Below are 13,841 nucleotides of genomic sequence, written 5' to 3' on the forward strand. Positions count from 1 at the left end.
GGAGGGCCGCGAGGACCGGGTCTCCTATGCCGGCCGCATTTCGCCCGTTAATGTTTAACGCTGCGGATACTTCTCGCCGTTAGAGCGGGAAGGAAAGCGGGCGGGGCGAAGGCGAGGACGGGATGAAAGCGCGAAGGGGCCTCTGGCGGGCGGCGGTCGCCGCTCTGACCCTGGCCGGGCTTGCGGGCTGCAGCTCCAACGGCGGCTCTGCGCCGACGGCGATGAGCCCGCCGCCGACATCTAATTTCCGCACCGCAGAGTTCGAGCGCAATCAGGGGCTCGAGCAGATCAACGTGGTTCCTGCTTACGAGGCGGGGGCGCTCGGCGCGGGCGTGATCGTGAGCGTCATCGACACCGGCATCGACGTGAACCATCCGGAGTTCGCCGGCCGCATCGATCCGCGCAGCGCCGATCTCGTGGTGGCGGGCGTCGTTCCGCCGGAAGAACAGCGCAGCCCAAGCCTGCAAGACGTCGACGGGCACGGAACATCCGTCGCCGGCATCATCGGCGCGGCGAAAAACGATCTCGGAACGCATGGGGTCGCGCCGGAAGCCACGCTGCTCGTCTTTCGCGGCGACAAAACCGACGATTCCGACGTCATTCTCGGCGAGGCCATCGCCGAAGGGGCGCAGCGGTCAGCGGATTTCGGCGCAGTCGCGATCAACCTGTCGCTGGGATCGAACGAGCCTGGCGCGCGCGACGGTTTTCGCAGCATATTCAATTTCACTTCGCTCAACGACATGGCCGTCGCGATTGCGGCCGGCAATGAGGGGCTCAGCAATCCGGAAGAGTCGGCCCTGGCGGCGACCGATCCGGAAGCGCGCGGAACCGTCATCGTCGTCGGCGCCGTCGATTTCAATGGCGTTATCGCGTCCTTCTCCAATCGCGCGGGCGCGGCGGCGGACGTCTATCTGGTCGCCCCGGGAGTGAACATACCGACGCCGGTCATAGGCGGATCGGCGTCCGATCTGCGCAGCTTCAGCGGCACGAGCGCGGCCACGCCCTTCGTGACGGCGGCGGCGGCGCTCCTGCGCGAGCTCTGGCCGCAGCTTAGCGCGCGGGAAGTCGTCAGCATACTGCTTGATTCTGCGACCGATCTCGGCGCTCCGGGAACCGACCCTATTTACGGGCGCGGGCTGCTCAATGTCGGGGCCGCGGTTCAACCCTCCGGCGCGACCGCCACAGCAAGCGCAAGCGGCGCGGCCATGCCGGTCGATCTCGGCTCGGCCGGGCTTTCCTTCGGACCGGCGTTCGGCTCGGCGCTCGACGTCTCTGGAGACTTCGTCTTTCTCGACGGCTACGGCCGCGATTTCCGCGCGCCTTTGCGTGCGCTCGTCGGCGCCCCGCGCTCGCTCGCGTTCGATCCGGCTGATCGCATTCAGCCTTTCGTGCATTATAAGGTGCAGGCGATGGTCCTTGGGCGGGGGACCGTGCAGTTCCGCCTCCTGCGCGAGGATCGCGCCGGTCTCGACGCGTCGGCGGGGCTGCGCGCTCGCGCATTCTCGCCGGCGGACGAAGAGATCGAACACCGGCTTCACGCCGCCTTCGCCATGCCGCTCGCGCAGGATCTGAGCGTCGTCGCCTCGCACGGTTTTTCGCCGCGCGAGGCGGACAGATTCCTCGTCGCGCGCGCCCTGGCGCCGACCGCAAGCCGGGACGGTTTCGCCGACGCCTATCTTCCCGCAGAAGAAGGGGGGGTGACGGCGGCGCTGCGCTGGTCGCCGGGACGAAACTGGAAACTCGACATCCTGGCGGCGAACGCCGATGGGCGCGATGCGGTTTCGAACCATGTAGTCTTCGCCCCTGTCGTCGGGCTCGACGGAATCGCGCGCTCGACTCTCCGGATCGCCGCGACGCGTCGCTTGCCCTTCGGCGAAGCGCGCATCGAGGCCGGATTGCTTCGCGAGGCGGGCGGGATCCTCGGCGCGCGCATCGGCGGACCGTTCGGCGAAGGCGTGGAGGCCGTCACCTGGCATCGCGCCTTCGCCTTCGATCTTGCGCTGGCTGACGGCTGGCGCGCGCAAGGGCGCTACGCCGCCGGCGTCACGGAAGCGATTACGGACGGCGCCGGCTTTCTGGCGGACGCAGACGATCTGACGTCAACCCAATTCGCCTTCGGGCTTTATCGTTCGGGCCTGCTCAGAAAAGGGGACCTTTTTTCCGTTTCCGCCTTGCAGCCCCTGCGCGTGGAAAGCGGCGCGCTGCTGCTGCTCGCGCCGGAGCGGTACGATTATCGCGCCGACGCCTTTTCCTTCGCCGAGCGCCGGATCGCGCTTGGCGAAGGGCCGCGGCCATTCGACCTCGAGGCGCGTTACGCCGTCGGCGGTCTTTTCGGGGGCTATATGGAAGCGAACGTCCTGCGCCAGTTCAACGTCGATGCGGCCGGCGGCGACGCCTGGGCGGGCCTGCTGCGCGCGGCATGGTCGTTCTGAGCGCGGATCAAAGGAAACGCGCCACGACGTCCTTGTAGGATCGCGACAGCTTGAGCTCCACGCCGTTTTCGAGAATGAGAAAGTACTCCCCGTTCGAGTGCGGGTGCAGCTCCTTGACCTTGTTGACATTGACGATGGCCGAGCGGTGAATCCGCTGGAAGCGCGCCGGGTCGAGCCGGGCTTCCAGCGTCTTCATTGTCTCACGGATGATGTGCGTCTTGCCGCCGGCGTGAATGCACATGTAGTCGCCGGCCGCGTCGATCCATTCGACCTCGTCGGCGTTGAGAACGACCACCTTCGAACCGTCCTTGAAGCTTAGCCGCTCCGGATAGCGCTCCTTCGCCGTCCAGGTCGGATCGTTGATGAGCTCCTTGATGCGGTCGCGTTCGTCGCTGCTGAGCGAGGCGAGCAGCTCGACGAGGCGGGATTCGCGGCTCGCCGCGGCGCGGGTCTTCAGCGCTTCGCGTGCGCGATGGATCGCGTCTTTCAGCCTTTCGTCCTCGACAGGCTTGACGAGATAGTCGAGCGCGTTCGCCTCGAAGGCGTCGATGGCATATTTGTCGTAGGCCGTCACGAAAATGAACAGCGGGGCGGGCGCGCCGATGAGCGCGCGCACGACGCCGAAACCGTCGAGGCCAGGCATTTGGATGTCGAGAAAAACGACATCCGGCGCGAGCTGTTTGACAAGCCTGACCGCCTCGCGCCCGTTCGTCGCCTCGGCGACGATTTCGATTTCCGGAAACTCGGCCAGCCGCAGCTTGAGACCCCGCAACGCCAGCGGTTCGTCGTCGACGATGACGACCCTGATCTTCTCCCCGTCCACTTCACTCGCTCCGTGTTTCGAATGGCATCTTGAGGGTGACGCACAGCCCGGTCGGCTCGAGGCGCGAGAGCAGGAACGCCTGCCGCTCGCCGTAAAGATGCGCGAGCCGATCGCGCATGTTGACGAGCCCGACGCCGGATCTGGCGTCGGCGAGCAACGTTTCCGGCGCGGCCGGCGCGTTCGGCCCGTTGTCGCAGACCTCGAGCCGCAGCACGCCCCCTTCACGCTTGGCGACGATCCGGATTAGTCCGTCCTCCTCCATCTGGGCGATGGCGTATTTGATGGCATTTTCGATGGCGGGCTGGAGAATCAGCGACGGGACGAGCGCCTCCTTCGCATCCTCGTCGATATCGAACTCCACCTCGAGCCTATCGCCGAAGCGGGTCTTCTCGATGTCGAGATACAATTGCAGCGCGCGCAGCTCCTCGGCGAGCGTCGTCTTCTGCAGGGGGTCGCTGTCGAGCGAATAGCGCAGAAAGGCCGAGAGCTTTGTGAGCATGCGATTGGCGTTCCTGTCGTCCTTTTCGAGGACGAGCGTCGAGATCGCGTTCAGCGTGTTGAACAGGAAATGGGGGTTGAGCTGATAGCGCAGCATTTTCAGCTGCGCCTGGTCGGCGAGCCGGGCCGAAAGCAGCGCGCGCGCCGTCTCGTCGCGCAAGGTCAGATAATAGTTGATGCCGAAATAGAACCCCGCCCAGGACATCAGCAGGAACAGATTGACCGGCAGGTCGGGGATGAGAATAAGAAAGAAGTTCTCCGTACCAAGAAGATCCATCCTGCTGCGCATCCATTCGGTTCCGAAAAAGAGTCCGAAGGCGTGCGCCTTGACCACCGACATGGCGAAGGCCATCACGACCGTGGCGAGAATGGCGATGAAGAGCAGAACGGCGGGACTCTGCCGGCGCGCGAAACGGAAAATCGGACGAAGAAGAATGCTGGTCGTCAGAAAGCCGATGAGGGAAGAGGCCAGCGAAAAGCCGATGGACTGCGCCGAGCGGCCGCCGATCAGCGTGGAGACGGTGAAGACGTGCAGGAAAAAGAAGCTTGACCAGCCGGCGACCTGCAGGACCCAGAACAGCCGCTCCTTGTCGGCGAACAGCCAGTTCATCGCGCGCGCGGTCTTGCCGCCCGCGACGAACGGGCTCGCAGCCGCGACGCGCCGCCCGGCGGCGGGAGAAGCTGCTTTCGCCTGGAAACCGATCGCCGTCATGTCCTTCCCGGATGCGGCGCGCAAATGTCGAAGGCGCGCGCCGGAACGCCGCATCACCATCGTCCCTTTCGATCTGGCGGGGCAAGCCTTGTGCGGCGGACAGCCCCCTTTATGCGACGAATATATTGCGTTTCAGCAGGTTAGACGATCCGTCGCCGCCGATGGTTAATCGGCCATGGACAAAAGCCGCACGTCGCCGCCGGCGGCCGTGGTGTTGATGGTCAGCGTCTTCTCGCTGGCGAAGCGCCAGAACTCGTCTGCGGCTGACAGCAAAGGGCAGATCGGACCGGCACGGCCGGCCAGCGCGCGCCGCAGCGTCAGGCGCGCCGCCGCCGCGCCGTCGAAAACGACGGCCCGAACCCGGCCGTCGGCGAGAAGGCGAGCCGAGACCGCGCCTTCCTCGACGCCGGCGTGAACGAGCGCCGGCCCGCCGGCCCCTTTCAGCGCGGCGGCGAGCGAACGAACGATCCCCGCCGGCGCGATCACGGCGTTTCCGGCGGCGAGCGCCTTGGCGAGCTGGCCGAGGAGCGCGGCCTCGCCGCCGAGGCAGAGGACGACGCCGCGACCCTTGAGGCGCAGCGTGTTTGACTCGCCCGTCGGTCCCGGCAGGCTCGCCGGTTCGGCGAAATGCTCGTGGTGAAGCCGCGCCGCCTGCGCGAGGATGTCGCGCGCGGCTCCCTCGGCCCGCTCGGCGGCGCGGGCGAGCGCGCCGGCGCGGTCGGCGGCGGTATGAAATTGCAGAAAAGCGTCCTCCGCAGCCTGAAGAAGCGCTTCAGCATCGCCCTTCGACGCGCCTTCGAGAATATCGACGCCGCCCTGCGCCGCGCCCGCCGCGCGCCGGCGCAGCGCCTTCACGTAATGCGGCCCGCCCGCCTTGGGGCCGGTCCCGGACAGCCCTTCGCCGCCGAAGGGCTGCACGCCCACCACCGCGCCGATCTGGTTGCGATTCACATAGATGTTGCCGATGCGCGCGCGCGCGGCGATGGCGTGCATGGTCTCGTCGATGCGCGTGTGCAAGCCGAGGGTGAGGCCGTAGCCGAGGGCGTTGATGCGATCGACGAGGGAATCGAGTTCCTCGGCGCCGTAGCGCATCAGATGCAGCACGGGACCGAACACCTCGCGCTTTACGTCTTCAAGCCCGGCGATCTCATAGGCGACAGGGCGTACGAAGGTTCCGTCGACGCCGGCGTCTTCTTTCGGCGCGCGGGCGATAAGGCGCGCGGTCCGCTCCATCTTGGCGCAATGCGCCTCGATCCGCGCGAGCGCCTCGCGGTCGATCACGGGGCCTACGTCGGTCGAGAGCGCGGCGGGATCGCCGACGGAAAGCTCGGCCATCGCGCCTGCCAGCATTTCGATGAAACGCCCGGCGACGTCTTCCTGCACGCATACGACGCGGCAGGCCGAGCAGCGCTGGCCGGCGCTCTGGAAGGCCGAGGCGATGACGTCGGCGACCGCCTGCTCCAGAAGCGCCGTCGAGTCCACGATCATGGCGTTTATCCCGCCGGTCTCGGCGATCAGCGCGGCGTCTGTCTTGCCCTGCTCGGCGAGCGCGCGGTTGATGAGCTGGGCGACCTCGGTGGAGCCGGTGAAAACGACGCCGCCGACGGCCGGATGCGCGACGAGGGGGCCGCCTACGTCCGGGCCGTCGCCCGGCAGGAAATGCAGGACTTCGGCGGGAACGCCGGCTTCATGCAGAATTCTCACGCCTTCGAAGGCGATGAGCGGCGTCTGCTCGGCCGGCTTGGCGACGACCGCGTTTCCGGCCGCGAGCGCGCCCGTGATCTGGCCGAGAAAGATCGCCAGCGGGAAATTCCAGGGAGAGATGCAGGCGACGACGCCCAACGGCTCGCCGGGAAGCCTATCCGTGTACTGAGGATAATAGCGCAGGAAATCGACCGCCTCGCGCACTTCCGCGACGGCGTCTGGGATGGTCTTGCCCGCCTCGAGAACCGCAAGGCGGATGAAATCCCCGTCGCGCGCTTCGAGGAGATCGGCGGCCTTGCGCAGAATGGCGGCGCGTTCGCCCGCCGGCCGGGCGGCCCATTGCGGCCAGGCCGCGGCGGCCGCCTCGCAGGCGCGCGCGACCGCTTCGCCGTCGGCCGAGACGACCTCTCCGACGATGTCGTCGAGCCGCGCCGGATTGCGCACCGGCGCCGCCTGTCCGCCGAGCATCTCGCCATTGACGATCGGGGCCGCGCGCGGCGGTTCGGACGGACGCGCGGCGATCGCCGCGCCGAGGGCCTCGGCCGTGAGCGGATCGTTGTGGTCCCGGCCTTTGGCGAGCAGCCTTGCGCCGTCGAAGAGGTCGCGCGGCGCCGGGATCGCCGGATTGGGAAAGACCGCGAGCGCCTTGGCTTCCTCCACCGGATCGGCCACGACTTCGTCCACGGACAGATCCGGGTCGATGAGCTGGTTCACGAAGGAGGAGTTGGCGCCGTTCTCCAGCAATCGCCGCACCAGATAGGGCAGAAGCTCGCGATGCCCGCCCACCGGCGCGTAGATGCGCGAGCGCGCGCCCGCCTCCAGAAGCTGGTCGTGCAGCGCCTCGCCCATGCCGTGCAGTCGCTGGAACTCATAGTCGCGATAATCGCCCGCCATTTCGCGCACCATCGCGGCGGTGAGCGCGTTATGGGTCGCGAACTGCGGATAGAAGACGTCCGTGTCGGCCAGCAGCCGACGGGCGCAGGCGGCGAAGCTCACGTCAGTCAGCGCCTTGCGCGTAAATACCGGATAGCTGTCGAGCCCGAGCGTCTGGGCGCGTTTGATCTCGGCGTCCCAATAGGCGCCCTTGACGAGACGCACCATGATCCGCCGGCCGGTTTCGCGCGCGAGCGCGGCCAGCCAGTCGAGCACGAAGGGGGCGCGGCGCTGATAGGCCTGCACCACGACCCCGAAGCCGTCCCAGCCGGCGAGCGCGGGATCGCGCATCATCGTCTCGATCAGGTCGAGCGAAAGGTCGAGCCGCGCGGCCTCCTCCGCGTCGATGTTGAAGCCGAGATTGGCCTGTCTGGCTTTGACGGCGAGGGCGCGCGCGCGCGCGCCGAGCTCTTTCAGCACCCGCGCGCGCTTGGGATATTCATAGCGCGGATGCAGCGCCGACAGCTTGACCGATATGCCGGGATTGTCGGCGGCCCGGTCGGCCGTCGCTTCCGCCGCGATCGCGTCGATAGCGGCGGCGTAATCCTCGAAATATTTCTCCGCGTCGGCCGCCGTCAGCGCCGCCTCGCCGAGCATGTCGTAAGAGAAAGCATAGCCCTTGGCCTGATAGCGGCGCGCCCGCCGCAGCGCCGCGTCGATGGTCTCGCCCAGCACGAAATGCTCGCCCATGATCTTCATGGCCTGGGCGACGGCCGTTCGGATCGCCGGCTCGCCCACGCGGTCGAGCAGGTCCTTCGTCGCCTTGACGATTCGGCGCGCCGGGTCCTTCGCCTCGACGTCGTCGAGCCAGGCGGCGGCGAGCATCAGCGCCCGCGTCGAGAAATTGACGAGGGGGAAGGGGCTCTTGCCCTTGTGGGCGGCCCAGTCGCCGGCTTCGACCTTGTCCTTGATGAGGGCGTCGGCGGTGGCCGCGTCGGGGGTGCGCAGCAGCGCCTCGGCGAGACGCATCAGCGTGACGCCCTCGGCCGTGGACAGCCCGTACTCCTGAAGGAACTTGTCGACGAGGCTGGAGCGTTCGGCCGCCGCGCGCGCGGTGCGCACGAAATCCGCCGCTTCGGCCTGAGCGCGCCTGCGCGCCGGCGCGCCGATGTCGGCTTCCTCGATCAACGCCTTCGCGCGCGCGGTCTCGTCAGCGAGATAATGGGCGCGGATATCGTGACGGAGCGCGGCGAGGGAGGCGGCCTGGGGCATAGGGGGCGAGGTTCCTTTCAACGGCGACACGCGCGCCTCGCCTTAGCGCGAAAGGGGGCGCCCTGTCATGCGCGCGCGAGAGCGCAGCCCCTGCTGCAGCGCGTCGTTGCGCCCGCTCCGGCCGGGGCCTAGGTAGAAGGCGACGCGGCGGCGCGCCGCGACGGACGACTGGCCTTCATTCGAAAGGACGTCTTTATGACCGACGCATTCATTTACGACGCGGTCCGGACCCCGCGCGGCAAAGGCAAGCCGGACGGCTCCCTGCATGAGATCACGCCGGTCGAGCTGGCCACGCAGGCGCTGCAGGCCGCGCGCGATCGCAACGGCCTCGACACCGCCCATGTGGACGACGTGGTCCTGGGCTGCGTGTCGCCGGTGGGCGAGCAGGGCGCGGTGATCGCGCGCACGGCGGTGATGAACGCCGGTTTTTCCGAGACGACGGCGGGCATTCAGGTCAACCGCTTCTGCGCCTCGGGCCTCGAGGCGGTGAACATCGCCGCGGCGAAGGTGAAGTCCGGCGAGGCGGACCTGACCATCGGCGGCGGCGTCGAATCCATGAGCCGCGTGCCCATGGGCTCGGACGGCGGCGCGTGGGCTACCGATCCGGCGGTCGCTTTCAAGACCTATTTCGTGCCGCAGGGGATTTCCGCCGACCTCATCGCGACCAAATACGGCTTCTCGCGCGACGACGTCGACGCCTATGCGGTCGAGAGCCACAAGCGCGCCGCCAAGGCGTGGGAGGAAGGCCGCTTCGAGAAATCGGTGGTCGCCGTGAAGGACGTGATCGGCGAGACCGTCCTCGATCGCGACGAGACGGTTCGTCCGAACACGGACATGCAGGCCCTGGGCGCGTTGCCTCCCTCCTTCGCCATGCTGGGGGAGAATTTCGGCTTCGACGCCGTGGCGCTGCAAAAATATCCCGAGTTCGAGAAGATCAATCACGTCCATCACGCCGGCAACTCGTCGGGCATCGTCGACGGCGCGGCGGCGGTCCTCATCGGCAACGAAGAGATCGGCAAGAAGCTCGGACTGAAGCCGCGGGCGCGCATCCGCGCCTTCGCCTCCGTCGGCTCGGAGCCGACGATCATGCTCACCGGGCCGGAATACGCCGCCCAGAAGGCGTTGAGGCGCGCCGGCATGACGAAGAAAGACATCGATCTGTGGGAGCTGAACGAAGCGTTCGCCTCGGTCGTGCTGCGCTTCATGCAGGCGCTCGACATCGACCATGGCGACATCAACGTGAACGGCGGCGCCATCGCCATGGGCCATCCGCTCGGCGCCACGGGAGCGATGATCCTCGGCGTGGCGCTCGACGAGCTCGAAAGGTCGGGCAAGTCGACCGCGCTCGTCACGCTCTGCATCGGCGCCGGCATGGGCACGGCCACGATCATCGAGCGGGTTTAAGCGAAACAGCATTTTGAGGATGCGGGAGACCGTCATGACCTACGAAGCGATGAAAGTTGAGATCGACGGCGACGGGATCGCGCTCGTCACGATCGACCTGCCCGACCGTTCGATGAACGTATGGAACGAGACGCTGATGCGCGACTTCGCCGCCTTCGTCGACGATTTCTGCGCGAACGACGACATCAAGGGAGCGGTGATCGCTTCGGGCAAGCCGTCAGGCTTTCTCGCCGGCGCCGACCTCAACATGCTCGGCCGCGGCGGGCCGGGCGGCGCGCAGAAAGCCTCGAAGCAGGAGCAGTTCGAGGCGGTGTTCGCCCTGAACCGCATGCTGAGGAAGCTGGAGACCGGCGGCCATCCGGCCAAGAAGCTTCAGAACGGCGAAGCGTTCGCCAAGCCCGTGGCGGCGGCGGTGGGCGGCCTCGCGCTCGGCGGCGGGCTCGAGCTCGTGCTCGCCTGCCATTATCGCGTCGTCGCGGACGACCCGAAGATCCAGCTCGGCGTGCCGGAAGTGCAGGTGGGGCTTCTGCCCGGCGGCGGCGGCACCCAGCGTCTGCCCCGGCTCGCAGGCCTGCAGAACGCCGCCATGATGGCGACCCAGGGCAAGCCGATCGATCCGAAGACCGCGCATGGCTACGGCCTCGTTCAGGAGCTCGCCCCGCGCGAGGAGATCGTCGACAAGGCGAAAGCCTGGGTGAAGGCGAACCCGAAGGTCGTCCAGCCCTGGGACAAGAAGGGCTTCAAATTTCCGGGCGGCGGCGGCGCGATGGACCCGCGCGCGGCGCAGTTCTTCATGGCCGCCAACGCCATGGCCCAGCGCGAGACCAATCACAACTATCCGGCGGTGCAGTACATCCTGTCCTGCCTTTATGAGGGCTCGATCGTCCCGTTCGACGTCGCGATCCGCATCGAGTCGAAATATTTCTTCAAGCTGCTGACGAGCCCGCAGACGCGCAACATGATTCGCACCCTGTTCATAAACAAGCAGGCGGCGGAGAAGGGCGAGCAGCGGCCGAAGAACATTGAGAAGCAGAAAATCGAAAAGGTCGGCGTGCTCGGCGCCGGCATGATGGGCGCCGGCATCGCCTATGTGACGGCGAAGGCGGGCGTCGAGGTCGTCCTCATCGACCGCGAGCAGGAGTACGCCGAGAAAGGCAAGGGCTACTCGGTCGGCCTCGTGGAGAAGGCCGTCTCGCGCGGCAAGGCGACGAAGGAGCAGGGCGACGCGCTGCTCGCGCGCATCAAGCCGACGACGGATTATGACGCGCTCAAGGACGTCGATCTCATCATCGAAGCGGTCTTCGAGGACCCGGACGTCAAGGCCGACGTCATCAAGCGGACCGAAGCGGCGATCCCGAAGGACGCGATCTTCGCATCGAACACCTCGACCCTGCCGATCACGGGGCTGGCGAAGAATTCCGAACGGCCCGGCCAATTCATTGGGATTCACTTCTTCTCGCCGGTCGACAAGATGCCGCTCGTCGAGATCATTCCGGGCGAAAAGACCGGCGACCGCGCGCTCGCCATGGCGCTCGACTATGTGGCGAAGATCAAAAAGACCCCTATTGTCGTGAAGGACACGCGGGGCTTCTACACCAACCGCGTGGTGCCGCCCTATCTCAACGAGGCGATGCTGCTCGTGAAGGAGGGCGTCAAGCCGGCGCTCATCGAGAATGCGGCGAAGCTCCTGGGCATGCCGGTCGGTCCGCTCGCGCTGGTCGACGAGACCTCTCTCGAACTGGGCCTGCGCATCATGAAGGCGACCCGCCGCGAGCTCGGCGACGACTACAAGCCGACGGGCGTCGAAGACCTTCTCGAAACCATGGTGGAGAAGCTCGGCCGCAAGGGCCGCAAGTCCGGCGGCGGCTTCTATGAGTATCCGAAAGAGGGCAAGAAATATCTCTGGCCCGGCCTCGCCGAGCATTTCCCGCTTGCTGATGAGCAACCAGCCGTCGAAGAGGTCAAGGAGCGCCTTCTCTATGCCCAGCTCATCCCAGCCGCCCATTGCTACGCCGAAGGCATCGTGCCCGATCCTCAGTCTGCGGATCTTGGCGCGATCTTCGGCTGGGGTTTCGCGCCCTGGACCGGCGGGCCCATGAGCTATGTCGACATGATCGGCGTCGACGCCTTCGTGCGCAAGGCCGAAAGCCTCGCCCAGAAATACGGGGAGCGCTTCAACCCGCCGCGGAAGTTCCGCGACATGGCGGAGAAGAACGAAGCGCTTTACAAGCAGGCGGCCTGACGGCGCCGGAGAAGAGTCCAGGCGAACGCGCCGGCGCTGGACGCCGGCGCGTTTTTGCTTTCTAGTGCGCGTCATGCTGAGGTCGTTGCTCGCCGTCATCGTGGCCGTGATCGCCGGGCTGGCCGTCGCAAAACTGGTCGAAAGCGCGGGACTCGCGCTGCGGATTTCGGGCGACGGCGCGGCGGACTTTCATGCCGGCGCGCTGATCGTCGGCTGGGGGCTGGGCGCCTTCGTCGCTGCGTTTGCGGCGCTTTTGATGGCGCGGCGATGGGCCCCGGTCGGCTGGCTGGCGGCGGCGACGATTCTCTTTCAGGCCGTCATGACGCTGATGAACGCGGTTTTGCCGCTCTGGGCGTGGCTTGGCGCCGTGTTGACGATCGGCGCGGGCGGCTGGGCGGCGATCCGTCTGACCAAAGCGAGCCATGCGCGGCCGCCGACCCGGCAGGAGCCTTTCGCATGAGCAATGAGCGGCCGATCCCCGCCGCGACGATTCTGATTCTGCGCGACGCGCCGGCGTTTCAGGTGCTGATGGTCGAGCGGCACGCCGACATCAGCTTCGCGGGCGGGGCGCTGGTGTTTCCGGGAGGCCGGATCGACCCCGGCGATCGCGATCCGGCGTGGGCGGCGCATCTCGACGGCTGCGAGACCCGGGACCCGGCGATGCGCGCAGGCATGATCGCCGCCGCGCGTGAAACCTTCGAAGAGACGGGGATCCTGCTCGCGCGCCAGAAAGGACGCGGGCCTGGCGCGCCCCTCGTGGACGGCGCGCGGGCCGCCGCCCTCGATCCCTTGCGACGGGATGTCGAGCGCGACGACGGGAGGTTTCTGGAAATGATTCGGGCGGAGAGTCTCGCGCTCGCCTGCGACCGGCTCGTCCTCTTCGCGCGCTGGATCGCGCCGCCGGGACTGCACAAGCGGTTCGACACCCTGTTCTTCGCCGCCGCCCGCCCCGAAGGCCAGGAAGCGCGCGAGGACGGCGACGAGACGACCGAGGCGCTATGGATCGAGCCCGAATCCGCGCTCGCCGCGCGCGAGCGCGGGACGCGGCGCATGATCTTTCCCACCGCGCGCAATGTCGAGCTGCTCGCGGTCAGCCGCTCGACGGCCGAGGCGCTCGACTGGGCGCGCCGCCGGCGCATCGAGCCGGTGCAGCCGAAAGTCGTCGCGCGCGGCGGCGTCGAATATCTGACGATACCGGACGATCTCGGCTATCCGGTTACGGAAGAACCGCTCGAGACGGCGCTGCGGGGTTAATCAGCCTTTGCCTTGGTCGTTCCCGATGATGGCGCGGCGGGTGACGTCGAGCGCGACGAAATCGTAAAGAGCGTGCGCGATGATCGGCGCGATAAGATTCTCCGTCAGCCAGAACAGGACGCCGAGATAGCAGCCGACGAGACCGGCGATGGCCGCGTAGGCGATCGTGCGCGCGTGCAAGGCCCCGAACAGGATGTTGGGCAGGACGATCGCGAAGACGAGTGGCAGGAAGCCCTCCGCCCAACTTTGCAGCACGCCGCGAAAGAGAAGCTCTTCGCCGACCCCCGCGCCGACGGCCATCAGCGCGATCCGCGACGGCGTGAAGGCGAAGCCGATGGTGGAGAAGAATTCGATCTGCGCCCGGCGAAAGGCCTCGACCGCCGGAATCCGAGAGCGCATGAACCACTGCAGAAGGCCGAGCAGGGGGATCGTGGCGGCGACGCCGATCGCCGCGTCCCGCCAGCGCCATTGGAATTGAGGGCCAAGCGGCGTGTCGAGCAGCAGGCTCAGCACGACGGCGGCCAGCGCCGTCGCGCCCATGCCGGCGAGAACGATCGCGAAGACGCGGTTCTCGCCGGCCGCGCCCCTGCTTTCGAGCTTTCTGAGCGGCCCCTCCATCGCCGCGTC

Annotated in this window: 9 protein-coding genes; 5 read left to right on the forward strand and 4 right to left on the reverse strand. The window is 67.3% G+C overall.

Features of this window, described 5'->3' with window-relative positions:
• The first annotated feature begins 122 nt into the window (after window positions 1-122).
• Window positions 123-2,432: a S8 family peptidase gene (locus CHB64_RS12215; RefSeq protein ID WP_089412898.1), complete on the forward strand. Its 2,310-nt coding sequence runs from the start codon at window positions 123-125 to the stop codon at window positions 2,430-2,432.
• A gap of 7 nt (window positions 2,433-2,439) precedes the next feature.
• Here the strand turns inward: CHB64_RS12215 and CHB64_RS12220 are convergent, their stop codons facing one another.
• The 3 genes from CHB64_RS12220 to putA all read right to left on the reverse strand — a co-directional run bounded on the left by CHB64_RS12220 (window position 2,440) and on the right by putA (window position 8,314).
• Window positions 2,440-3,255, reverse strand: a complete 816-nt coding sequence (locus CHB64_RS12220; protein WP_200815363.1) for a LytR/AlgR family response regulator transcription factor — start codon at window positions 3,253-3,255, stop codon at window positions 2,440-2,442.
• A 1-nt stretch (window position 3,256) separates the two neighbouring features.
• On the reverse strand, window positions 3,257-4,465 hold the full coding sequence (locus CHB64_RS12225; RefSeq protein ID WP_159462494.1) for a sensor histidine kinase: 1,209 nt from the start codon (window positions 4,463-4,465) through the stop codon (window positions 3,257-3,259).
• Between the two features lie 165 nt (window positions 4,466-4,630).
• A complete protein-coding gene (putA, locus tag CHB64_RS12230) occupies window positions 4,631-8,314 on the reverse strand; it encodes a bifunctional proline dehydrogenase/L-glutamate gamma-semialdehyde dehydrogenase PutA (RefSeq protein ID WP_089412900.1) in 3,684 nt (1,227 codons plus the stop codon).
• A 195-nt stretch (window positions 8,315-8,509) separates the two neighbouring features.
• Between putA and CHB64_RS12235 the strand changes: the two genes are divergently transcribed.
• From CHB64_RS12235 to CHB64_RS12250, 4 genes are all read left to right on the forward strand, one after another.
• Window positions 8,510-9,718 carry an acetyl-CoA C-acetyltransferase gene (locus tag CHB64_RS12235; protein ID WP_089412901.1) on the forward strand — a complete coding sequence of 403 codons (1,209 nt, stop codon included), beginning with the start codon at window positions 8,510-8,512 and terminating at the stop codon, window positions 9,716-9,718.
• A gap of 34 nt (window positions 9,719-9,752) precedes the next feature.
• Entirely contained in the window at window positions 9,753-11,960 is a 2,208-nt protein-coding gene (locus tag CHB64_RS12240) for a 3-hydroxyacyl-CoA dehydrogenase NAD-binding domain-containing protein (RefSeq protein WP_089412954.1), read from the forward strand.
• 73 nt (window positions 11,961-12,033) lie between these two features.
• Entirely contained in the window at window positions 12,034-12,420 is a 387-nt protein-coding gene (locus tag CHB64_RS12245) for a hypothetical protein (protein WP_089412902.1), read from the forward strand.
• A complete protein-coding gene (locus CHB64_RS12250) occupies window positions 12,417-13,214 on the forward strand; it encodes an NUDIX hydrolase (protein WP_089412903.1) in 798 nt (265 codons plus the stop codon). Before CHB64_RS12245 ends, CHB64_RS12250 begins: the two co-directional genes overlap by 4 nt.
• On the opposite strand, the gene CHB64_RS12255 is transcribed toward CHB64_RS12250, so the two are convergent.
• Window positions 13,215-13,832 (reverse strand): CPBP family intramembrane glutamic endopeptidase, encoded by a 618-nt coding sequence (locus tag CHB64_RS12255; protein ID WP_089412904.1) that lies wholly within the window; start codon window positions 13,830-13,832, stop codon window positions 13,215-13,217.
• Window positions 13,833-13,841: the final 9 nt, after the last annotated feature.

It is taken from the genome of Amphiplicatus metriothermophilus (assembly GCF_900199215.1).
Lineage (GTDB): Bacteria > Pseudomonadota > Alphaproteobacteria > Caulobacterales > Parvularculaceae > Amphiplicatus > Amphiplicatus metriothermophilus.